The organism is Paenibacillus sp. FSL W7-1088 (assembly GCF_037969855.1).
In the GTDB taxonomy this organism is placed as follows: domain Bacteria; phylum Bacillota; class Bacilli; order Paenibacillales; family Paenibacillaceae; genus Paenibacillus.
Map to the genome: position 1 here is coordinate 5,135,170 of NZ_CP150216.1, position 22,947 is coordinate 5,158,116.

Consider the following 22,947-nt stretch of genomic DNA (forward strand, 5'->3'; position numbering starts at 1 on the left):
ATCCAGAATACGGTTTCTCAGAACCACTCTTCTTTCATTTCATTAGCTTCATCCTGCTGATTGGTTACCATAAAGTTTTCACCTGCATGCAGCGTAATGGTTTCTGTCTTCTCCACCGCCTGCTCCACCCATTCCGGCAGCTGACTCATGGTCGCTTCGATTTTATCCACAATACGAAGATTTGGGTTCGTCGTGGGGGATTTTGGTACAAAAAGAGTACAACAATCCTCATATGGCAGAATCGATATATCGTACGTTCCGATCTGTTTGGATAAAGTTATAATTTCCTGTTTGTCCATCATGACAAGCGGCCGCAGCAGCGGCAGATCCGTCGCACGTCCAATGACATTCATGCTTGGCAAGGTTTGGCTCGCTACCTGTCCCAGACTATCTCCGGTAATCAGTGCAAGCGCACGTTCACGTTCAGCCAGCTTGGTTGCAATACGTAACATGGAGCGGCGCATCAGTGTGATGATCAAGTTATCCTGTCCCAGTTGGGTAAATGCTGTTTGAATTTCCGTAAAAGGAACCAGATGCAGCTTAATTGTGCCTGCATGATCAGCAAGTGCACGCGCCAAATCAATGACCTTTTCTTTGGCACGCTGGCTTGTGAACGGATAACTGTAAAAGTGTACACATTCCACTTCCAGACCTCTACGCATCGAAGACCATGCCGCTACAGGGCTATCTATGCCGCCCGATAATAACAGCATTGCTTTTCCATTTGTGCCCAGGGGGAACCCGCCTACAGCCGGAATCACCTCACTGAAGATATACGTGCCCTGATCCCGAATTTCCACACGCAGTTCAATGTCAGGTTGACGCACGTCTACACTTAACTGCTGGAATTTCCGAAGAATAGGAGAACCTACGAGATGGTTCATTTCATGGGAAGAATTGGGGAACTCTTTCCATACACGCCGTGCATTAACTTTGAATGTGGTACCTTCTTTGAATTCAGACTCCCTCTCATCCATAAAAGCGATGGCAGTCTCCACGATCTGATCAGCTTCAGATGGGGTCACTTTAACGGGACTAATCGACATAACACCGAATACTCGTTTCAGCACAGCAATCAGCTCTGTATGAGATTCACCACCCAGATCGACATACAACCGTCCAAACTCCTTACGCAGACTTGCACCTGGATAAGGTTTGAGCAGGGAACGTACCTGGGTGATGATTGTTTTTTCAAACCGGGCACGGTTTTTTCCTTTTAACATAAACTCTCCGAAACGGAGAAGCAGCATATCATATTTCATCTAAAATCACATCCGCCTTTCCAACGGGCGCAGCTGCGCCACCATCTGATGTAAAGCCTGCTCCAGCAGAGCCACATCTTCTTCTATATGTTCATCTCCAAGACTAATACGCAATCCACCAGCAGCACAAGCATTATCCCTGCCCATGGCGAGCAATACCCTGCTGGGTTCAGCCGATCGCGAAGAGCAGGCAGATTGTGTAGAAACAGTTACTCCAAGTTGCTCCAGGGTATGCAGTGCCACTTCTGCCTTCATTCCAGGATAGGAAAAATGAACAATGTGCGGTGCACCCTCTTTACGACTATTTAGCACAAGTCCGGGAATCGTATCTATGACCTGCATAATACGATCTCGCAAAATCGTTGTACGCTGCGCAAAGTCAGCCTGACGTTCCGCAGCGAGACGCATTGCCTTCGCCATACCCACAAGCAAAGGTACGTTTTCAGTTCCCGCTCTCAACCCCTGCTCTTGGGACCCCCCGGACAGTAGAGGCGTAAGCTCCACTCCACTTCGTACGTAGAGAAGTCCAGCTCCTTTGGGACCACGAATCTTGTGAGCAGACAAGCTGTACAGATCCGCGCCCCATTCCGCAGGTTTAGCATCCAACTTGCCAAAACCCTGCACACCATCCACATGAAAAAGCACCTTTGGCGCTTCCTTTTTCAGTCGTACTCCAATTTCAGCAATTGGATGTATTGCTCCCGTTTCATTGTTCACATGCATCAGACTCACAAGCACCGTATCTGATCTTATGGCATCCATTACCTGCTGGGCGCTAACCAGACCGTCGGAATCGACGGGAAGCCAAGTGACATCCCATCCCCACTGCTGCAACTGCACAAAACTCTCATATACCGAAGCATGCTCCGTTGCAGTTGTAATGATATGTTTGCCCCGGGACTGATACCTCAATGCTGCGCCTTTAATGGCAAGATTGTTGCTCTCGGTTGCGCCTGAGGTAAATACGATTTCCTCCGGTTTCACATCAATAGCGGCAGCACAACCAGCTCGCGCTCGGCGTAACAACTGATGAGCACGCTCACCATATCCATGAATCGAAGACGGATTTCCATATTGCGCCTCCATAATCTCAGCCATAGTTCGAACGACATCCGGATGAGGAGGCGTCGTTGCTGCATAATCAAAATATTTCAAATGAGGTTCCCCTCCTTGTCTCTTCGTTGTGGAATCTACAGTGAGCATTGTAACACGATCCCCGCTCAACACAAAAAGACCAAACAGGAACCAAGCACCTTTAAGGGTGCTGTTCCCGCGTTTGATCTCTTCCAGAACATACTGTTGTGTTGCCATTTCTTCGGTCTATACCATTTATACCATATATTTCGTCTGCGCCTTCTCCACTTTGGAAATATAAGCCTGAGTTTCTGAAGGAAGACGATTAAGTACACTCATCAGTTCAGCATCACTCGATACGCCCAGACTCGAAACCCGTCCCGGTCCGGCATTATAAGCAGCAAGTGCCATCTTCACCTCTCCACCAAAACGCTGGAGCTGGAGAGAAAGGTATTTGGTACCACCATCTATATTTTGAGCGGGATCGTAAGCGTTGCTTACCCCCAACCCTGCTGCCGTCCCATCCATCAACTGCATTAGTCCTTTGGCACCTGCGGAAGAAACTACATTCGGATTGAAGCCAGATTCTGTATCAATAACCGCCTTGATCAAAGATTCAGGCACCCCATATTTGGCACTTGCTGAAGCAATCAATGATTCAAAATCTGTAGGTACAGATGCACCCGAATCCACTGCTCCAGTATTTAACAGGGCAGATAAAGAAATCGCATTACTGTTCGAAGAAGAAACAGAACTTGCATCCGGGTTATACATGCTGCCCAGTTGCAGCCACAACAGACCGTCATTGGACCGTTTGGAGCTCACTGCAGAGTTCACGTCTTCGCCTATGGTACCGCTATTGTTCGAAGAATTTGAATTCGTGCCGAGCAGCCCGTCCATCATACTGGCAAAATCCACGGTTGAACCGGAATTTCCATCCGATGCATTTGTTTCGTTGAGACTATTGGACAATTGCAGTTCCAGCAACTGCCGCGACGCGCGCGGATCAATCTGCATGAGTTATATTCACTCCCGTATAATGTAAACGTAGATTATGACTTTATTCTACATTATTTTACAGGAAGGTTCCATTGTTTTCAAAAAAATAGACCGATTATACAACATCATTGCGCATATGCGAAAAAACCCTCTGCAATCCCCTTTTAGTAAGGTGGAAGCAGAAGGCTGCAAATAACCCAAAGCATATCCAGTTCGGTTATGATCTTGTATATCGCTTGTCAGATCATTATATGCTTTTTGCTTTATTAACGGGCAAATGGAATCATGAAGAAATAGCTGAGAGTTGCCACTGCGCCAAGTCCGATGGACCATGCACCAGCCGTTTTCCGGCCATTGACATAAGCATAGTAACCAAGTACCGCTGCGGCTGGACCAAGGACGATGGACCACATAAATAAGGATGCGATACCAAAGGCCAGACCCATATACCCGGAGATACGACCAGTAGATTTCATAACACCGTCATCTTCACGCTTGACAGGGGTATGATCTGTTCTTTCTGTAGGTTCTGTTCGAATAGAACCTGTTGTGGGGGCTACCTCTGCGCCATACTCTTCCTTGTGGCTACGTCTTGGATAATCTACACGTTGACGCTGCTTTTCATCTAACGGAGTCGTTTTGGGACGCTGTAACGGGTGATCATCTCTACGGTCATTATTCAATGCAAAGCACCTCCATATAAATGGGAATGACTGCTCATTTCGGTTTGAATGTGTGGCAGCATGTCGCTGATGAAGTACGTGCATAGTCTTGATGGTCTGAATCAAAGATCTCTCCGGCAAATTCCTCATGTAAGCGACGGGTGGCATGTTGGTCAATGTCAATCATAATGGCATCAGCCTGGCAGAAATTGTTTTCTCCCCAAAAGTTGCAGTTCGAGACACTGCATTTGACGATCGGCTTCTCTTGGCTCATTTTTTTATCACCTCGACATCTATTGTCTCCGCACCGTAAATCGGCTATTCTCCAACGAAATGCCAGATGATGACATGCTCCCTCATCCGCAATTCCATTAAAAAAACGCAAAAAAACCGCCACAAGGGCGGTTTTGTCCAATTCTCATATCGTTGAAAATGTATTTACGCGTGATTACGTTGGTTTTGCATCCGACGCTGCGTCAGGTAGTCACTTTCATAAAAGGCCAGATCATCACGCAATTCTTCGTACGTTTTTGATATTTCAAGAATAACATCCCGTACTGCACGAATGGGCTTATCACGGAAACGGATTGCATCCTGACCAGTGTAAGCATATCTTCCATCTTCGGAGTAACATTCATTTTTAGGATAAAAAAAGCTGTTGATGCTTTGATGGTATGTGTTATAGAGAGCCTTTTCGGCAAAATCAACATCAAAATTGGCACGACGCAGCACAACGCCAAGTTTTTCGTAAGAAACTTCAGAAAAAACGAGCAAATGACGGAGATCCGAAAGAAATCCTTTGTAGAAGGCTGATGACTCCTCCGTCTGATTCTGATCCAGTTCAGGCAAGGCATTTTCATTCAAAAATTTTTCAATCCGATCGATAGCCGGTTTTAACTTTTCCCTAGTTGACTCACATGTTTTCTGTACATTGGCTGCTGACATAAAGGTAGCTCCCCCTTAAATAAGTCCTTACATATAGATCGGCCAACGGGAGATTCTCCCCTGACCTTGAATTCTCAGGTACTATCCTACCATAAAAAGATGACGAGCGGTATCCCTTAATCAGGCTTTCCCGTTATGTCCCTGAACATGCCCATTACACACAGCTCACCTGATGTTCACCTGCATAAAAATAACCGCTTTTCCTAACGATAGATATATCCAGTGACAACGATGAAATCAGAGCACTGTTAGATGATTATCAAAACAAACGAGGAGGTTCCATCCCCTATGTCCAGACCGAAATGGGTTAACTGGGCCATTGCCGCGGGTGCGGGCGCACTTGCCTTGACGCTTTTGCTTCCGACGTCCAATCGCCCTGTTCCTGCTCCAAGTGCCATGCCCGATTCTCCACACGAGGAGCATGCGAGCAAACAACGTCTCAAAGTTCAGGATGTAAAGTCAACCGATATGCTGACCCGTGCGGATGCCAAACAGCATCTTCGCATCATGCTTGAGAAGACCTCCCAAATGAATGATGTGCAGATAAGTCAATACGTTAAAGAGCTTCAACAAACACATGATCATATTCGCTTTATTGATGTAATAAATACCAAAGAATCACGCAGTCGGCACTTTGACAAAACAGCAGCAAAAGGAAGCAAGTTGGAACAGCAAAAGCTGGAACATTCTCTCGCCTTGGCCAAGAAAGCCGTGAACAAACGTCAAAGCTTCGAATCTTCTTCGTTTCCTCTGGGCAAGGAAAAGTTTTTTGTCATGGGTCAGCCCTCTAAGGATGGAGAACGAGCCGTCATCGCTTTGTTTAGCCAAAATGTACTAAATGCCGTGGAGCAGCATCAGCGTAAAAATTTGCGTATGATTCCTTATCCGCGTGAAGGTAAATTCAAAATCGAGTCTGTACACCCCGACACCCTGAAAGAAATTACTGTAAAAACAGGGCATGATAACGCCAATGCCAGTCATTTTTACGAAAATGAAATCGTCATCCGTTTCCGTCAGGATCCAGGTGAACGGGATATGCGAATCATTAAATCCGATCTGCGGACTCAATCAGCTCGCAAGCTGGGATACACGTATGTTTTTCGGTCAGAACATATGAATTATGAGCAATTACATGCCTATTTCGAACGTAAATGGAATCCGCTGTATATGGAACCTCACTACTTGTATTTAACCAATGAAACCGTACCTGAACAAAAAGATGTAACCGTGCCCAATGATATTTTGTTTTCCGACTACCAATGGAACCTACCCGCCATTGAGACTAACCGTGGCTGGAATATTACGAAGGGAAACAAGGATGTTATCGTTGCCGTGGTGGACACCGGCGTCGATCTGACTCATCCCGATTTGAAGGGCAAGCTGCTGGATGGTTATAACGTTGTTGATCCAGCGAGCAAACCACTTGATGACGTAGGCCATGGTACACATGTAGCAGGCATCATCGGCGCTGTTGTGAATAACAACGAAGGTGTAGCAGGCATGAGCTGGTATAACAAGGTACTTCCTGTTAAAGTGCTCGACAATTCGGGTTCAGGCACAACCTATGCTGTGGCTGAAGGCATCATTTGGGCTGCTGATCATGGTGCCAAGGTCATTAACATGAGTCTGGGCAATTACGCCGATGCCCAATTTCTTCATGATGCCATTAAATACGCTTTTGATCGCGACATCGTATTAATTGCAGCGACGGGTAACGATAATACCGAGCGTCCGGGATACCCTGCCGCCTATCCGGAAGTATTTGCGGTATCCGCCACGGATCCGGACATGAACAAAGCTTCCTATTCCAATTATGGGGATTACGTGGATGTGACGGCCCCCGGGTCCAGCATTGCAAGTACGTATCCGAAAAACCAATATGCAGCCTTGTCCGGAACGTCTATGGCAAGTCCCCATGTCGCGGCACTTGCAGGCTTGATTCGCTCGTTAAATCCCGATCTGACCAACACGGAGGTCATGGATTTGATGCGTCAAAGCGTCATTGATCTCGGTGACCCAGGTCACGACAAGTATTACGGCTATGGTCAAATCGATGTGTTTAAAGCATTGGAGGCGGCCTCTGGGAACAGTGCCCCACTTCAGTTCTGGCCGCAGCATGTAAGACAGCAAATGGACAATGCCATGAAAAAGTACATCAAACACTAACCGTACACTGGATATAAAAAAAAACAAAAGCAGCTGCGCCCCGGGGCGTATGCTGCTCTTTGGTATGTTACCTATTCCCCCGGGGCACCCGCTGCGACTAGCGTTTGCGAGAAGTTGTGCGGGATTTGCCTGATTTTTTCACGGATTTTTTCTTGCCGTTGTGGCTTGAAACATAACACGGATCTTCTTCTTTGACCACGACAGGATACATGTGATGATGGATTGGTACACAGTGGTGTTTTTTGATGACTTCGATCGGATGAATTACGGGTACGATTTGTGGAATGTAGTAATCTTCAACAACCTGGATTGGGTCACATACAATCGGACAAAGCGGTGGACAGAAATGGTTCATTTCAAACCAACTCCCTTTCAAGTGATACTATAACGTATTGCACTGAGTCCGATGTGGATTGGATGTATGTCCGTGTTCCGAAAAATTATATAAGCGGGAGCCTGTCCGCCGTTGCCCCACCCTGTTGCGGTGTAATGTTCTTAATGACACTGCATAATACCCGCAGCCCTTCACATAACAGATCCTGTTTCGTAACCGTAAAGCAAATCCGCAGACTCGCCGTATCCGTTTCCCCCACATAACAGGCAGAACCCGGCAAAAAGGAAACACCTGCGGCAAGCGACTGGCGGTGCAGCTCATGCATATCCAAGCCATCCGGCAATTGCAGCCATAAGTTTAGTCCCCCATCAGGCAAAGTCCAGTACATCCCGGGAGGACCATGTTCCTCCAGTACCGTCGATGCCGCAAGCAGTCGGGAATATAACTCATCCCTCAATCGTGCTGTATACTCACTGTATTGATGCTGTATGAAAGATTGCAATGCTTTTTGTGTAAGCAGCGGACTTCCGAGATCCGCAGTGGATTTGGCTGCAACAAGTCGGGTGAGTACACTTCCATCTGCAACCGCACACGCCACACGACAGCCGGGGGATAATACTTTGCTGAAGCTTTTGATATATATCACATGGCCCGTCCCATCCATGGATTTAATGGAAGCAGGCGGCGGATCACGGAAATACAGATCGGCGAACGGATCATCCTCCAGAATGAGACAATGATAGCTTTGAGCAAGGTTAAGCAGTTGCGCACGCCGTTTGGCACTCATCGTAATACCTGTAGGATTGTGAAACGTAGGAATGGTATATATCAACTTGGGCGGGTATGTATCACATAACCGGGTTAACAAATCAATACGCATACCATCATCATCCATAGGCACCGTAATAATCTTCGCTCCTCTGCTTGTGAACACATCAATGGCTCCCGTATAGCTCGGTGCTTCCATGTAGACGACGTCGCCAGGACCAACAAACGTACGCGCGACAAGATCGATTCCCTGCTGAGTACCGCTCGTAATCAGCATCCGTTCAGGCATTACCCGCAACTCTCTTTCTGCAAAGTGCCCGGAAAACGTCTGACGCAGTTCTCGATCTCCCTGAAAGGAACCATAAGCAGCCATGCGCTCTGGATGATCGGAGGAAAGCCGGTACGCACTATCGATAATCTCTCGTGTTGGCAACAATTCAGGCTGAATTGCCGACATATGCAGCTCATATTTAACTTGAGGAGATGCGTCAAAATGTCTCCAAAGCTGTGCTCGAGGCAAATAATCTACAAGAGCCATCTGCCAGTTCCAGGGTGTGCTGGATTCATTCTTTGCATGGGTACGGTGAGTCTTCTCCATCTCCATATCCTCCGTTATCTCCAGCTCTTGCGCCCCCCGTACATAACAACCCTTCCCCTGGGAGCACGTAACCAACTGTATCGCTTCGAGCTCGGCATAGGCTTTGGACACAGTGACCAGGCTGACGCCCAGATCTGCGGTCATTTTACGAACCGACGGCAGACGGGTTCCAGGCTCGATTAGTCCAGACCTTATTCGGTCAGCAAGTGTAAGAGCAATCTGAACATATAATTTGGTGCTGCTTCCCCGTTTCAATTCAATATGCACACATGCACCCTCCCAACTGTTATGATCAGCATTTTACTGTTATACAGCATTCAGTCTATGATAGTTTATAATATCAGTATAACAGTGAATAACAGGAGATGAGAATAATATGAATACCCCTTGGTCTAAAATGGCACAAAATACCCCGTCCTCTGTCGTTCGCGACATGTTGCAGGCTGCACAGGCGCCTGGAATGATTTCTCTTGCCGGCGGGTTACCTGCCCAGTCATCATTCCCGCTTGAAGCCATACGTGACGCATACGAAAAGGTATTCATGGGTGGTTCAGCGGCTCTTCAATATGCAGAGACGGAAGGTTTCCGACCACTACGTGCCAAAATTGCCGAACGTCTTGAATCCAAGGGCATTCCCGCTTCACCTGATCATATGCTTCTGACTACCGGATCTCAGCAATCCATTGACCTGGTGTGCCGCATTTTACTCGATCCAGGCGACAGCGTATTGGTTGAATCACCAACCTATCTGGCTGCCCTTCAGGTCATTCATTCCTATCAGGCTGAGGCGCGCGGTGTTGCCTGTGATGATGACGGAATGTTGCCTGAATCACTGGAGGAACAGCTGCAATTGCATCGTCCCAAGCTCGTTTACATTAACCCTACCTTCTCCAACCCGTCGGGCAAAGTATGGAGTCGCGCCAGACGCCAGCAAGCCGTAGATCTGTGCCGGAAATACGGGGTACTGATTCTGGAAGACGATCCCTATGGTGAAATCCGCTTTAAACCGGAGCAGCTGGATGCCCCTGCACTGGCGCAGCTGGATGCAGCATCCTATGAGGGTCCATCCAATGTCATCTACACCAGTACATTCTCCAAAACAGTAGCTCCAGGCCTCCGTACTGGCTGGATACTGGCTGCTCCGGATGTAATCAAAATAGCTGCCCGCGCCAAACAGGGGGCAGATTTGCACTCCAGCAGCATCGACCAAAGAGCACTTCATGCGCTTCTGGAGTCTTTCGATCTGGACGGACATATTCGCAATATCTCACTGAATTATGAACAACGGATGAAAAAAATGACCACACTCATGGCTGCAAAATCGTGGGATGGTATCTCTTGGAACTCACCTCAAGGCGGAATGTTCCTATGGCTGCAACTGCCTAAGGGCATGCTGGCCAGCAATCTGTTCACGTATGGAATTCAGGAGAAAGTATGCATTGTACCAGGGGATTCCTTCTATGCGGGTACACCGGAGCTGAACCGTATGCGGATCAACTTTACTCATACTGATCCAGATCTGCTTCCTGAGGCTGTAGAGCGTATGGATCGTGCCATTCAACGCTGGCATGCATCATTACAGTCAGATAGTGTAGTTACACTGTAACGAACTGTCATCCACTGTTTCATTCGGAACAGTTTCTCATTCCAACGAATAACAACAAAAATAAGGCGTCAGACCCGAGAAATCTCGAAGTCTGACGCCTTATTTATATGACCTGCGAGTGCAGGAAATCTTTTTAATATAATCGCGTCCTTCTGATCAGTCAGGCACATCAGATACAATTCCTTCTGTTTGGCCCTTGACTGATAGTGGACTGCACTTGTTACTGTTGTGTTGTAGTTAGGAAAGCTTACCGTAAGCCGGGTTCTGTGCTCTTCGTGGTTCAGACGGGAACTACCCTCCCACCACAAGCGACAATCATCTATCTAGGCCATACATTGCTGCACAGCTCAAGCGACCAACCTAGACACACCTCGGGCTAAGGCTGCCTTCTCCAAAGAGTCGACTGTGTCCCATTAGGTCTTGCTCCAGATGGGGTTTACCAGGAACGAAGTCACCAGCGTTCCTCGGGGTCTCTTACACCTCGGTTCCATCCTTGCCTGTGCCGGAAAATCCGGCCATCGGCGGTCCATTTCTGTGGCACTATCCTTCAACTCGCGCTGACTGGACGTTATCCAGCATCCTGCCCTGTGGAGCCCGGACTTTCCTCTCGTGGCAACGAAGGCCACCAGCGATTGTCTGTCAAGCTTTCCGAACAACATTACATAGTATACAGGCATTTGGGTTTACAAACAAGTCTAATCTTACTGGAAGCCATGAGCCCGAGTACTTTTAGATAAACTGAAATACTTCCGTGTTTACCTCGGATGCACTTACTTGTGTGTCATAACGTTTGTCTTCCAAACGTAAACGCAGCCAGTCCGCAGTTTTCGGTTTCATGATTTTCTCCGCATTATGCCCGACATCGATAATACACATGCCCGCCATCAGCGCATCATGAGCCGTATGATAATCAATGTCTCCAGTTACGATAACATCGGCCCCTTTGAACCGTGCTGGAAGGGTATAACGGCTGCCTGAACCGCCAAGCACGGCTGCTTTTTTGATCTGCCGATGGAGATCCCCTACCACCCTAACGTATGGCACATCCAGTTGGGCCTTAACGACCTCCACCAGCTCACCGAGTGTCTTTGGTTGTTTGAGTGGTCCCAAGCGCCCCAGACCCAGCGTACGGCCTTTTAAATCCATTGCATACAGGTCATAGGCCACTTCCTCATACGGATGAGCCTTCAGCATCGCTTGTATAACCTTGCTGCGCAGACTCTGCGGTACAATGGTCTCAATCCGCATTTCCTCTACACGCTCCATCTGTCCCTCTGTACCGATGAAGGGCTGTGTCCCCTCACCCGGTACAAAAGTACCTGTACCTTCGGTGTTGAAGCTGCACTTATTGTACTGACCAATACTGCCAGCGCCGGCTTCGAGGATCGCTTGGAGCACCTGCTCATGATGGGTGCGGGGTACAAATACAGCCAATTTAAATAAATGATCTGTATGTACATCCTCAAGTGATTCCTTGCTCTCTATTCCAATGGCCTCGGCCATCCAGTCATTCATGCCACCTTCAGCCACATCCAGATTGGTATGACTAATGTACACCGCAATATCATGCTTGATCAGCTTCTCGTACAATTTCCCCATGGGTGTATCTGTATTCAAGGATTTGACTGGACGGAAAATGATGGCATGGTGCGCAATAATCAGATTGGCTCCAATCCGAATGGCCTCGTCTACAACTTCGTTTGTAACATCAAGCGCGATAAGAACGTGCGTAATTTCCTTTTGCAAACTGCCAAGCTGAAGACCAATCCGATCGTCCGGCACGGCCAGATGTTTAGGAGCAAGCTGCTCCATCAATTGAATTACAGTTTGACCTTTGGCAAACATGAGAGTACCTCCTTCAAGTTCACAATAAGACGCTCCACCTCAGCCGCCTTGTCCCGTGAGGACTCCTGATCGGATTTGGAGATGGACTGCACAACACTTTGCAGCTTGACGATTTCGCTCTCCCATTTGGCAAAAAAAACATCCGTAGGACGGTCTGTTAAATAAGGCCCCATGCGCAGCAGCAAATCTGATGTCAATTCCACTCCGCCTTCAAGCGGTCGTGCGCGATACACTTCCTCATTGGCAATCGGACTGAGTTCCTTCGGCATTGCTGTAATAATCTCGTACACTTTGCCATCTTCCTCAAGCAGCTGCTCTGCAACAACCACCCAGTGATGTTCCAACAACCAACGTCTGAGAATATCCTCACCAACATTAGGCTGCAAAATGAGAAGCTTGACCTCATCCAGCTTGGAGAGGCCGCGATCCAGAATGGAGGCAATGAGTGCTCCTCCCATACCGGCAATGGTGATAACGTCCACTTCTCCTGCAGAGATGATATCCAAGCCATCACCACGACGTACTGTAATTTGTTCCTTCAGTCCAGCATCACTGACTTGCTTGCGTGCAGCTTCATAAGGGCCGGGATTAACTTCTCCGGCTATTGCAGTAACTGCTTTCCCGCTGCGTACTGCCGCTACCGGAAGCAAAGCGTGGTCTGAGCCAATGTCAGCCAAGCGGCTGCCTTCGGGAATTTGATCATGTATCCGCTGTAATCGATTCGAAAGTTTCATGAAGCACCTACACCATTCATTTAATTTATTGATTTGCATTGAACAACGAAAAGCGATAAAATGAAATCCAATAAAACATTTCAAGGATGAATTACCAAAACCAAGAAATTTAGATGTTCAATTTAAAAATAAAGGAGACCCCGCCGCCGCTTAAGCGTCTTGCGGAAAGTCTCCCATAGTGATTTATTCGAGGAAATCTTTAAGCCGTTTACTACGGCTAGGGTGACGCAATTTACGAAGAGCCTTGGCTTCAATCTGACGAATACGCTCACGCGTAACACCAAATACCTTGCCCACTTCTTCCAGCGTTCTTGTACGTCCATCGTCCAGACCAAAACGCAGACGAAGCACATTCTCTTCACGCTCAGTCAAAGTATCCAGGACATCTTCGAGCTGTTCTTTCAGCAGCTCATAAGCAGCAGCATCCGCCGGAGCCAGCGCTTCCTGATCCTCGATGAAATCACCCAGATGGGAATCATCTTCCTCACCAATCGGTGTTTCCAAGGAAACCGGTTCCTGAGCAATCTTCGTAATCTCACGAACTTTTTCCACACTCAGATCCATCTCGGCAGCGATTTCTTCTGGTGTCGGTTCACGCCCAAGTTCCTGCAACAGCTGACGGGATACCCGGATCAGCTTATTGATCGTCTCCACCATATGCACAGGGATACGAATGGTACGCGCCTGGTCCGCAATCGCACGGGTGATCGCTTGGCGAATCCACCATGTCGCATACGTACTGAATTTATAGCCCTTTTTGTGGTCGAACTTCTCAACAGCTTTGATCAGACCCATGTTACCTTCCTGAATCAGATCCAGGAACAACATGCCACGTCCAACATAACGCTTGGCGATACTGACCACGAGACGAAGGTTAGCTTCAGCCAAACGACGTTTCGCCTCTTCATCCCCGTTTTCAATCCGTTTAGCCAGTTCTACTTCGTCATCCGCAGACAACAAAGGTACACGACCAATTTCTTTGAGATACATACGAACAGGGTCGTTGATTTTGATTCCTGGTGGAAGGCTCAGATCATCATCAAAGTGGAATTCATCGTCTCCCTCTCTGGTGTTGTTCTCGGAATCCTCACTAGGGCGAAGGGTTACCTCTTCATCATTTTCGTTCACGACATCAATACCCAGGTCGCTCAGTTGTTCATAGAACTCATCCATCTGCTCAGCGTCTTGCTCAAATGGGGAGAGTTTTTCTATAATTTCCTTGTAGTTCAACGAAGCTCTTTTCTTACCTGACTCAATCAATTGATCCTTAACCTGATCCAGCGTCAATTCTGTTTCTAGTTCAGTATGCTGATCATTCGCCATAACTCGACTCCCTCCTCCCTAGAAACATCCAACATTCAGACGTTCACTGTCTCTCTAGGGCAATCATTTCAATTGCAATTTGTGCCGCGCGTACAGAATCACCTGCCCGCTCTGCAGCAATCATTTCTTCTTTTTTCAGGTCGTACTCTTTCTTACGCGGATATTTCAGCACTTCCCTGATGCAATCGTCGAGCACTTGAATACTCCATTCACCTGGACCATCCATCATCGAGATTGAACTGACCGTCTTTTCCAGTCGGTCGTCATGCAGCGAAGACATAAAACGGCTTGTATCCGACGGTTTGCCTTGCGCATAATAGGCATATAGATAAGCAGCAATAGCTGCATGATCATCCAAGTTAAAAGCTTCACCAAGATGCTCATTCACGTACTGGGCAGCCTCATCATCCTGAAGCATCCAGGCGAGCAGCTTGCGTTCAGCAGCGTGGTAAGCCGGCAACAAATTGGGTGTAGGCACCTGCCTATTTTGTTGCCTACCATTATTCCACCTTTTCGGGTTATTATCCCCATACTGGAGGTTATTTTTCATGGCCTCCCGTTCTTCATTACACTCCTGCTTCAGTGTTTCAAATGAGACATCCACTTCCGCAGCCAGTTCCCGAAGATATACTTCCCGTTCTGTCGGAGAAGACAAAGGAGCAATAAGTTTGACCGCTTCCTTGGAATAAGCGATTTGTCCGCCGCCTTCTAGCAGTATATGGTTTTTTTTTAGGTTTATAAGCTTAAATTTTGTAGTCGTTACAGCGCCGTCCACAATCTGGTTTCGGAACCGTTCACCACCATACTTGCGGATAAACTCATCCGGGTCAAGCCCATCCGGTATCAGAGCAATTTTGACCTGCAATCCGGCTTCCTCAAGAATAGGGAAGTTTTTGAGTGCTGCAGCCTGTCCGGCTCGATCGCCGTCATAACATACGATGACTTCATCACACATGCCTTTAAGCATCAATGCCTGATTCTCAGTGAGCGCGGTACCCATTGCCGCTACACCGTTCTGGATATCCTGATCCCAGGCGGAGATAACATCGCCATACCCTTCGAACAATATGGCCTGCCTTTGTTTGCGAATTGCATTTTTGGCATGATGCAGATTGTAGAGAACACGGCTTTTGTTAAATAACCGGGTTTCCGGTGAATTGAGGTACTTCGGTTGCCCGTCTCCCAAAATGCGACCCGCAAATGCAATCGGCTTACCGCTCCTGCCATTAATCGGAAACATGACCCTGTCCCGGAAACGGTCCACATACCCCTGACCTTCGTTTCGAGGTGACAGTAAACCACCCTTTTCCATCTCTTCAAGCGGAAATTCGCGCTTTTCCAGAAATTGTACCAAGGTATCCCAGCGATTAGGCGCATAGCCAATCTGGAATTGGTCAATGAGTTTGTCGCTAAACCCACGTGAGCGTAAATATTCCATAGCCACTTTACCGTGCTCTGTATTTTTCAATAAGAAATGGTACAGCTTCGCGGTAAGCTCATATGCTTCCAATAAACGTTCAGTCTCTGGATTAACATGAGCCGATTCACGCCCTTGCCAGTCCCCCATTGAAATGTGGCTTTCTTCTGCCATCGTCTTGACAGCCTCGGGAAAGGATAACCCTTCGATTTCCATCCTGAATTTGATGGCATTTCCACCCGTGCCGCAACCGTAGCAATAGAAAATTTGTTTCTCTGGTGTAACTGTAAACGAAGGCGTCTTCTCAGAATGAAAAGGACAGAGGCCTTTCATATATTTCCCCTGTTTGGTCAGATGTACAAATCGGCTCACCGTATCGACGATATCATGCTGCTGTAACACCGATTCAATAATGCTTTCGGGTATACCGCCTTGTCCGGTACTCATCTTGGTCCACCTTCATCTCTTTAACACGTAAATATTATTCGATAAACTTACACATTCTCCTGCAAATCTCTCAAAAGTTTTGTCAGTTTATGTTGAAAAATTTCCCGATCCTGCTCTGTGAAGGGCTTTGGGCCTTTTCCATAATGCCCTCTTTTTCGTGCTTTGGCTGCAGTATGACGGGAATCCAGCATGAAATCAATGTCACGATCATTAAACTCACGACCACGAAATGATAAAACATAACAACGTTTGCCAAGTGCGAGCGCCGCCAGTCCATAATCCTGTGTAATGACCACATCGTACGGCTTGATGTGATTGGCAATGTACAGGTCTGCACTCTGATCACTTCGATCTACCTGAACGGTGCGCACGCCTTCTCCGCCCTGAAGTAAATGGTCAAATGAAGAAACCATCAATACAGGAACTTTGAATCGGAGAGCTGTTTCAGCGATCTCAGCCTTGACCGGGCAAGCATCACCATCCACAACAATGTTCCGTACATTCAACTCACTCAAAGCCAGACCACCCGGTTTCATAAAATAGCTGCATATTGTAATATACGACCCCAGCCAGTCAAAATCCTTCTGACCGGTCTATGGAAATCAAAGGCTAAAATACGGAACGGCTGTAAATATAAATTTTTCACAATCCGTTCCGTATATTTATACCCTCATATATCCTTCTTTAATACTGAATTTACGCTTTGCTGCAGATCTGTCCATTCGGAGCAGAAAAAGACCAGACTACCAGACCAATTTGGAGAAATCAGCAAAAGCTTTCAGATCACGGTCAATGGCTGCAAGCAATGCCAGACGATTCGCACGCACAGCCTCATCTTCAGCCATAACCATAACCGAATCAAAGAATACGGTGATCGCTTCCTTCCAAGCTGATGCAATTGCGAGTGCTTCAGCAGCAGCATGCTGAGACAATACCTGACGATATTCCTCATTGGTTTTGCTCCATGCTTCATACAGCTGGCGTTCTCCTTCTTCAGTGAAGAGTTCTGCATGAACCGAAGCATTGGATGCTTTGGCAGCCAGATTACCCACACGGTTGAAGGATTCGACGGTTGTTTTGAAGGCATCTCCCGTTTGAACAGCTGCCATGAGTGCCTCACCTTTTGGAACTACCGCGCTGATATCATCAAATCCGGAAGAAATCACTGCGTCCACAACATCATAACGGACCGTTTCCGACAACAGTTTTTTCACACGAAGACCGAAGAAGTCCTGCAAATCTTTACGCACCTCTTCATCTGCACGTTTCAACAGGTTCATCTGAGCATGCACTTGAAGTGCCACGCCGAATACATCGGATAATGTCAGCGGAAGATTGTGATCCAGCAAAATTTGGACGATACCTGCTGCCTGACGGCGCAGTGCGTACGGATCTTGAGATCCTGTAGGAATGATATTGATCGAGAAACAACCTACAATTGTATCCATTTTATCCGCAGCACTCACTATAGCACCAACAAGCGAAGCAGGAGATTGATCCCCGGCGAAGCGTGGCTGATAGTGCTCAAATACCGCTTTGGCCACTTCTTCTTTTTCACCAGCTTTGCGGGCATAATCTTCACCCATCACACCTTGCAGTTCAGGGAATTCTCCCACCATAAGTGTAACAAGGTCGAATTTGCAGATATCTGCTGAACGACTCACCGCTTCGGCTACATCATCAGATACTTGCAGTTTGCTAGCCAAACCATCCGCAATTTTGCGAATACGGCGAACTTTATCTCCAACCGTTCCCAGCTCTTCCTGGAAGACGATACTTTCCAGTTTCGATAACGCATCCTTGATCTCCAGCTTCTGGTCTTCCTCGTAGAAGAACTTGGCATCAGACAGACGTGCACGAAGTACCTTTTCGTTCCCTTTTGCAATGACATCCAGTGAATCGCTGCCGCCGTTACGAACCGTAACGAAGTATGGAAGTAATTGTCCATCATTATCAAGCACCGGGAAATAACGTTGATGCTCACGCATCGAAGTAATCAGTACCTCTTGTGGAATATTCAAAAATGAAGATTCGAATGTTCCGAACAGCACTGTTGGTGTCTCAACCAGGAACAGAACCTCTTCGAGCAAATCTTCCTTGATTGCAATATCCCATTTTTTCTCGGCAGCCAGTGCCTGGATCTGGGATACAATCATCTGCTCACGTTCTTTGATATCTGCAATGACGTGCTCGGAACGAAGCACTTCCACATACGAAGCGGGATCCGAAATAACCGCCTCTTTACCTAGGAAACGATGTCCACGTGTTACATTGCCAGACTTTACGCCTGCAACTTCCAACTCAATAACATCGTTACCGAGCAGAGCGACAATCCAGCGAATCGGACGTACGAATTTGAAATCATACGAAGCCCAGCGCATGAATTTCGGGAACGTCATGGCATGCAGTATAGCCAGCAAACCCTGACCGATTACAGAGGCCGTTTCCACGCCTTTGCTGCTCTTGGTCGCGTAGATATATTCCACGCCGCTCAGTTCCTTGAATGTGAACTGATCCGGTTCAACACCCTGACTGCGGGCAAAACCGAGCGCAGCTTTACTCCAGTTACCACTGTCGTCCAATGCGATTTTACGGGAAGGTCCTTTTACTTCTTCCTCCACGTCCTCCTGTTTCTCGGCAACATCCTTGATCAAAACAGCCAGACGGCGCGGTGTAGCATAGGCATTCACTTCACCATAAGCAATGCGGGATGCATCCAGCCATTTCACAACACGATCCTGCAGCTGTTCAATTGCTGCTCGCATGAAGCGAGCAGGCACTTCTTCCAGACCAATTTCAAACAACAGATCCTTAGACATGCTCAGCTCCCCCTTTCTTGATCAGCGGGAAGCCGAGCTTCTCACGCTCTTCCACATATGTTGCAGCTACTTGACGAGCCAGATTACGCACACGGGTAATGTACCCGGTACGCTCCGTTACACTGATTGCTCCTCGCGCATCCAGCAGGTTGAACGTATGTGAACATTTCAACACATAGTCGTATGCCGGAAAAACCAGATTCTGTGCCATTGCCTTGTTCGCTTCCTCTTCATGCATGTTGAAGAGCGTAAACAACATTTTGACATCAGATACTTCAAACGTATATTTGGAGTGTTCGAATTCAGGCTGACGGAACACATCACCATATGTAATGCCGTCTACCCATTCCAGTTCAAACACATTTTCTTTTTCCTGAATGTATGAAGCAAGACGCTCCATACCATACGTAATCTCAACCGCTACCGGGTTCGTCTCGATCCCACCGACTTGTTGGAAATACGTAAATTGGGTGATCTCCATACCGTCCAGCCATACTTCCCAGCCAAGACCCGCACAGCCGAGGGAAGGGTTCTCCCAGTTGTCTTCAACAAACCGAATATCATGTTTGAGCGGATCAATGCCCAACTGCTTCAGACTTTCCAGGTAAATCTCCTGAATGTTGTCCGGTGAAGGCTTGATAATAACCTGGAATTGATGATGCTGATAGAGACGGTTTGGATTTTCTCCATAACGACCATCCGAAGGACGGCGGGACGGCTCTACATAAGCTACTTTCCAAGGCTCGGGTCCAAGCGAACGCAAAAAGGTCATCGGATTCATCGTACCTGCCCCTTTTTCCGTATCATATGGTTGAACAATAATACAGTTGTGCTCGGCCCAGAATTGTTGCAGCGTGAGGATCATCTGCTGAAAATTCATAATCATGCTCCTTTTCGATGGTTTGTGGTGAACAAGCCTAGAACGGTACAGACAATAAAAAGCCCCCGTCCTACGCCTGTTATACAGACATAGGGACGAGAGCTATTCCCGCGGTTCCACCCTACTTGGCTTAGAAATAAACAGGAGATCCTGTTCATTCAAGCCCACTTTTCCGTGTCATTCATGCTCCCGAGTGCCATTTCACAGACCGATTCAACCCGGCTCCCACCATCCCCGGCTCGCTCACACAAGATTAGTAAGGTCAACGACCTTTCTGCTCCTGAATGTAATAAATCCAATCTGCTACTTTCTCGTTCAATGCATGTCTCCAAAAGAGAAATTATAGTTCATAATATATAAAAATAAGTACGAAGTCAAGATATATTACTTATTTGTTATCAAGACGACTCAAATCCCGTACTTTTCCATTTGATCAAGAAAAGAACGGGATTTTAGATTCAAGCCTAGCTGATGATCCATAAAGGCCCGCATGATTTTTTTGATCTCATCCCGGGTACCTTCGCTCACCGATATATTACCAAGCCTTTGCAGATCCAATTGTGCAAACAGACGCAAGAGCTTCAACGCCTTCGGACTCACCGACATTGCCGGAGGATCAAAGTGTTTGCAAGCACGGCACAGAACGCCCCCGAGCCTTGGACTAACCAATAATTGCTCATCCGGACGCTCGTGACCACAAGAAATGCAATCATCAAGCTGAGGTCCGTACCCGGCTGCCTGTAATATTTTCATTTCATACAGACTTGTGATGACGACCGGATCCTTCTCTTCCTTCAACGCCTGAAGACAGGCCTTCAACTGTTTGAACCAGAACGTACCTGTCTCTTCATCCTGCAACACACGATCCAGCAGTTCACAAGCATAAGATGCATAGGAGGCCTTAATCAGATCTTCACGCAGCTCGTGATAAGATTCGATAATCTCACCTGCGTTTAGTGTTCCCAGCCCTGTGTTGCGAAAATATACATATTGACCGTACGTAAATGGCTGCACCAGTGCAGCATGTCGGCTTTTGGGCTTTTTGGCACCGCGGACGAGTACCCCTACTTTCCCGCCGCTTTCGGTGCAAAGCGTAATGATTTTGTTCCCCTCGCCGTAGTCCATGCTGCGGATGACAATCCCTTCCACCCTATATAGCATGCCTCGTCACCTAACCATTCCCGAATTAGCCAATTAACCTTCGGCTTCTTCATCTTCAATCACTTCCCTTGCAGGTTCAGACTCCTGTCCCACCGAGCCACACGCCTCGGCATACAACAGATAGGATTCCACATCCCCCGTCATCGCAAAAACCTTCCACGAAAAATCTCGCATCGGAATTTCATCCTCTCTTCGGAAATGACGTCTGCTTCTACCAGATAGGATGGAGTCCTGCAAGGTAAACTATGTGATGCAATTACTGGATACTACATTTATTATTCGCGACCGAATCCCAGATCTCTCAGCACTCGCTCCTGGTTTCTCCAGTCCTTCTTCACTTTAACCCAAAGATCCATGAAGATTTTGGAGCCCAACAGATTCTGAATATCCTGACGGGCACGTTTCCCCACTTCTTTGAGCAAGGCACCCTGTTTTCCGATAATGATCCCTTTTTGTGAATCACGCTCCACAAAGATGACGGCTGAAATATAAACGACGCCGTTGTCCTGTACTTTCATATCCTCAATCGTTACTGCAATGGAGTGAGGAACTTCTTCGCGCGTCATTTGCAAAATTTTCTCCCGAATTAACTCGGCACAAACAAACTGCTCTGGATGGTCTGTGACCTGGTCATCTGGATAGTACTGCGGACCTTCCGGCAAATACTTGCCGAGCTGCTCCAGCAACGTGCTTACATTGCTGCCGAGCATGGCAGAAACAGGTACGATTTCAGCGAAATTGTGCAGCTTGCGATATTCCTCAATCAGCGGAAGCAGTGCTTCCGGCTCAATTTTATCAATTTTGTTCATGACAAGAATGACAGGCGTCCGCACATTTTTCAATTGTTCGGCAATATAACGGTCACCACCGCCCATGCCTTCCGAGGCATCGATCAGGAACAGAGCAGCTTCGACTTCTCCGAGCGTGTTCAAAGCGGTCTGGTTCATGTAATCGCCGAGCTTGGATTGACGTTTGTGAATCCCTGGCGTATCCAGGAAAACGATTTGTTGTTGTTCCGATGTATATACACCATGAATCTTGTTACGCGTCGTCTGTGGCTTGTCCGACATGATTGCAATTTTTTGTCCAATGACTTGGTTCATCAATGTGGATTTACCTACATTGGGACGTCCAATAATGGCTACAAAGCCGGACTTAAATGCTTGTTTTTTCATATGTTCCTCCTCAGGCGCCTAGGCCTGGAATGTATTGGTTTTTACTTTTTAGCAGAGTTCAGATCAGATGGTCCAAAAGCCCATGGCAATAGTTCGGCAACTGTAGTTTCCTGCAGATCACCTTTCAAGTTACCCAGAATAACTTTCATATCCGGTTCACACAGCTCGTACATTACTTGACGACATACGCCGCATGGAGCAATCGGGCCCTCTGTATCTCCTACAATGGCCATGGCTTTGAAACTGCGTGGTTGCTTACCTCCTGCAATCGCGCTGAACATAGCTGTACGCTCAGCACAGTTGCCTGGCGTATAAGCAGCATTCTCAATATTACAACCATGATGCACATGTCCCTCACTGTCAAGCAAAGCTGCACCTACACCAAAATGAGAATAAGGCGTATACGCTTTCGTACGTGCCTTAATTGCTTCTTGCATCAATAAACCATTATCCATAATTAATCTCTCCCTTTGGGGTGTATATAAAGTTGCACTCAATGAGTTAAGTTTAACTTAAAAACATTTGCACTAGCCTCTCCGCTGTCAGAACAACCTTACGATCGCTGTTATCCCCAGATTTTATTGATTCCCTTTTCCAAAGTGAAAATCCGGGGATAAAGGCGAACGCTTCGCTTCTACAGGTTTTTTCTGACCTCTCCGTTATTGTGCAAACCAGAAGTCCAACTTAAAAATGAGTCCAACTTTATAATTTGTGTGTAATATTAAAATCAAA

21 protein-coding genes and 1 other RNA gene are annotated in these 22,947 nt (G+C 47.3%); 2 read left to right on the top strand and 20 right to left on the bottom strand.

What is annotated here, in order from left to right; all coding sequences use genetic code 11:
• Positions 1–17: 17 nt before the first annotated feature.
• The 6 genes from thiI to MKY42_RS23220 form a co-directional block, all read right to left on the bottom strand.
• Positions 18–1,262, bottom strand: coding sequence for a tRNA uracil 4-sulfurtransferase ThiI (gene thiI / locus MKY42_RS23195; RefSeq protein ID WP_090901565.1), 1,245 nt, complete (start codon positions 1,260–1,262; stop codon positions 18–20).
• 6 nt (positions 1,263–1,268) lie between these two features.
• Positions 1,269–2,417: a cysteine desulfurase family protein gene (locus MKY42_RS23200; RefSeq protein WP_090902592.1), complete on the bottom strand. Its 1,149-nt coding sequence runs from the start codon at positions 2,415–2,417 to the stop codon at positions 1,269–1,271.
• 174 nt (positions 2,418–2,591) lie between these two features.
• The gene (locus tag MKY42_RS23205; RefSeq protein WP_090901568.1) at positions 2,592–3,353 is read right to left on the bottom strand and encodes a lytic transglycosylase domain-containing protein; all 762 of its coding nucleotides are present in this window, start codon (positions 3,351–3,353) and stop codon (positions 2,592–2,594) included.
• Between the two features lie 248 nt (positions 3,354–3,601).
• Positions 3,602–4,018, bottom strand: coding sequence for a hypothetical protein (locus tag MKY42_RS23210; protein WP_179263746.1), 417 nt, complete (start codon positions 4,016–4,018; stop codon positions 3,602–3,604).
• Between the two features lie 34 nt (positions 4,019–4,052).
• Positions 4,053–4,271 carry a DUF1540 domain-containing protein gene (locus tag MKY42_RS23215; RefSeq protein ID WP_339853050.1) on the bottom strand — a complete coding sequence of 73 codons (219 nt, stop codon included), beginning with the start codon at positions 4,269–4,271 and terminating at the stop codon, positions 4,053–4,055.
• A gap of 164 nt (positions 4,272–4,435) precedes the next feature.
• A complete protein-coding gene (locus tag MKY42_RS23220) occupies positions 4,436–4,942 on the bottom strand; it encodes a YpuI family protein (protein WP_063567014.1) in 507 nt (168 codons plus the stop codon).
• 288 nt (positions 4,943–5,230) lie between these two features.
• Here MKY42_RS23220 and MKY42_RS23225 point away from each other — a divergent pair, with 288 nt between their 5' ends.
• On the top strand, positions 5,231–7,108 hold the full coding sequence (locus MKY42_RS23225; RefSeq protein ID WP_179263744.1) for a S8 family peptidase: 1,878 nt from the start codon (positions 5,231–5,233) through the stop codon (positions 7,106–7,108).
• Positions 7,109–7,205: 97 nt separating this feature from the next.
• Here the strand turns inward: MKY42_RS23225 and MKY42_RS23230 are convergent, their stop codons facing one another.
• Complete coding sequence (locus MKY42_RS23230; RefSeq protein ID WP_090998137.1) at positions 7,206–7,463, bottom strand: hypothetical protein; 258 nt, start codon at positions 7,461–7,463, stop codon at positions 7,206–7,208.
• 85 nt (positions 7,464–7,548) lie between these two features.
• On the bottom strand, positions 7,549–9,075 hold the full coding sequence (locus MKY42_RS23235) for a PLP-dependent aminotransferase family protein (protein ID WP_179263742.1): 1,527 nt from the start codon (positions 9,073–9,075) through the stop codon (positions 7,549–7,551).
• 109 nt (positions 9,076–9,184) lie between these two features.
• Here MKY42_RS23235 and MKY42_RS23240 point away from each other — a divergent pair, with 109 nt between their 5' ends.
• Complete coding sequence (locus tag MKY42_RS23240) at positions 9,185–10,414, top strand: PLP-dependent aminotransferase family protein (RefSeq protein WP_179263740.1); 1,230 nt, start codon at positions 9,185–9,187, stop codon at positions 10,412–10,414.
• A 238-nt stretch (positions 10,415–10,652) separates the two neighbouring features.
• Here MKY42_RS23240 and rnpB read toward each other — a convergent pair.
• From rnpB to MKY42_RS23300, 12 genes are all read right to left on the bottom strand, one after another.
• Positions 10,653–11,062: RNase P RNA component class A (rnpB, locus tag MKY42_RS23245), an RNA gene on the bottom strand.
• A gap of 81 nt (positions 11,063–11,143) precedes the next feature.
• Positions 11,144–12,259, bottom strand: a complete 1,116-nt coding sequence (locus tag MKY42_RS23250) for a Nif3-like dinuclear metal center hexameric protein (protein ID WP_179263738.1) — start codon at positions 12,257–12,259, stop codon at positions 11,144–11,146.
• The gene (locus MKY42_RS23255) at positions 12,235–12,993 is read right to left on the bottom strand and encodes a class I SAM-dependent methyltransferase (RefSeq protein ID WP_090901590.1); all 759 of its coding nucleotides are present in this window, start codon (positions 12,991–12,993) and stop codon (positions 12,235–12,237) included. Before MKY42_RS23255 ends, MKY42_RS23250 begins: the two co-directional genes overlap by 25 nt.
• A gap of 183 nt (positions 12,994–13,176) precedes the next feature.
• Complete coding sequence (gene rpoD / locus MKY42_RS23260) at positions 13,177–14,316, bottom strand: RNA polymerase sigma factor RpoD (RefSeq protein WP_024628459.1); 1,140 nt, start codon at positions 14,314–14,316, stop codon at positions 13,177–13,179.
• A 43-nt stretch (positions 14,317–14,359) separates the two neighbouring features.
• The gene (gene dnaG, locus MKY42_RS23265; protein ID WP_339844998.1) at positions 14,360–16,180 is read right to left on the bottom strand and encodes a DNA primase; all 1,821 of its coding nucleotides are present in this window, start codon (positions 16,178–16,180) and stop codon (positions 14,360–14,362) included.
• A gap of 47 nt (positions 16,181–16,227) precedes the next feature.
• A complete protein-coding gene (locus MKY42_RS23270; RefSeq protein WP_339845001.1) occupies positions 16,228–16,716 on the bottom strand; it encodes a YaiI/YqxD family protein in 489 nt (162 codons plus the stop codon).
• Between the two features lie 207 nt (positions 16,717–16,923).
• Complete coding sequence (glyS, locus tag MKY42_RS23275; protein WP_339845004.1) at positions 16,924–18,999, bottom strand: glycine--tRNA ligase subunit beta; 2,076 nt, start codon at positions 18,997–18,999, stop codon at positions 16,924–16,926.
• On the bottom strand, positions 18,992–19,879 hold the full coding sequence (glyQ, locus tag MKY42_RS23280; protein ID WP_024628463.1) for a glycine--tRNA ligase subunit alpha: 888 nt from the start codon (positions 19,877–19,879) through the stop codon (positions 18,992–18,994). The genes glyS and glyQ overlap by 8 nt, the downstream gene beginning before the upstream one ends.
• Positions 19,880–20,287: 408 nt before the next feature.
• Positions 20,288–21,040, bottom strand: coding sequence for a DNA repair protein RecO (gene recO, locus MKY42_RS23285; RefSeq protein WP_339845009.1), 753 nt, complete (start codon positions 21,038–21,040; stop codon positions 20,288–20,290).
• A gap of 33 nt (positions 21,041–21,073) precedes the next feature.
• Positions 21,074–21,214 (bottom strand): YqzL family protein, encoded by a 141-nt coding sequence (locus MKY42_RS23290; protein ID WP_090901604.1) that lies wholly within the window; start codon positions 21,212–21,214, stop codon positions 21,074–21,076.
• A 101-nt stretch (positions 21,215–21,315) separates the two neighbouring features.
• A complete protein-coding gene (gene era, locus MKY42_RS23295) occupies positions 21,316–22,215 on the bottom strand; it encodes a GTPase Era (protein WP_090901607.1) in 900 nt (299 codons plus the stop codon).
• Between the two features lie 41 nt (positions 22,216–22,256).
• Complete coding sequence (locus MKY42_RS23300) at positions 22,257–22,670, bottom strand: cytidine deaminase (protein WP_339845012.1); 414 nt, start codon at positions 22,668–22,670, stop codon at positions 22,257–22,259.
• Between the last annotated feature and the right edge of the window lie 277 nt (positions 22,671–22,947).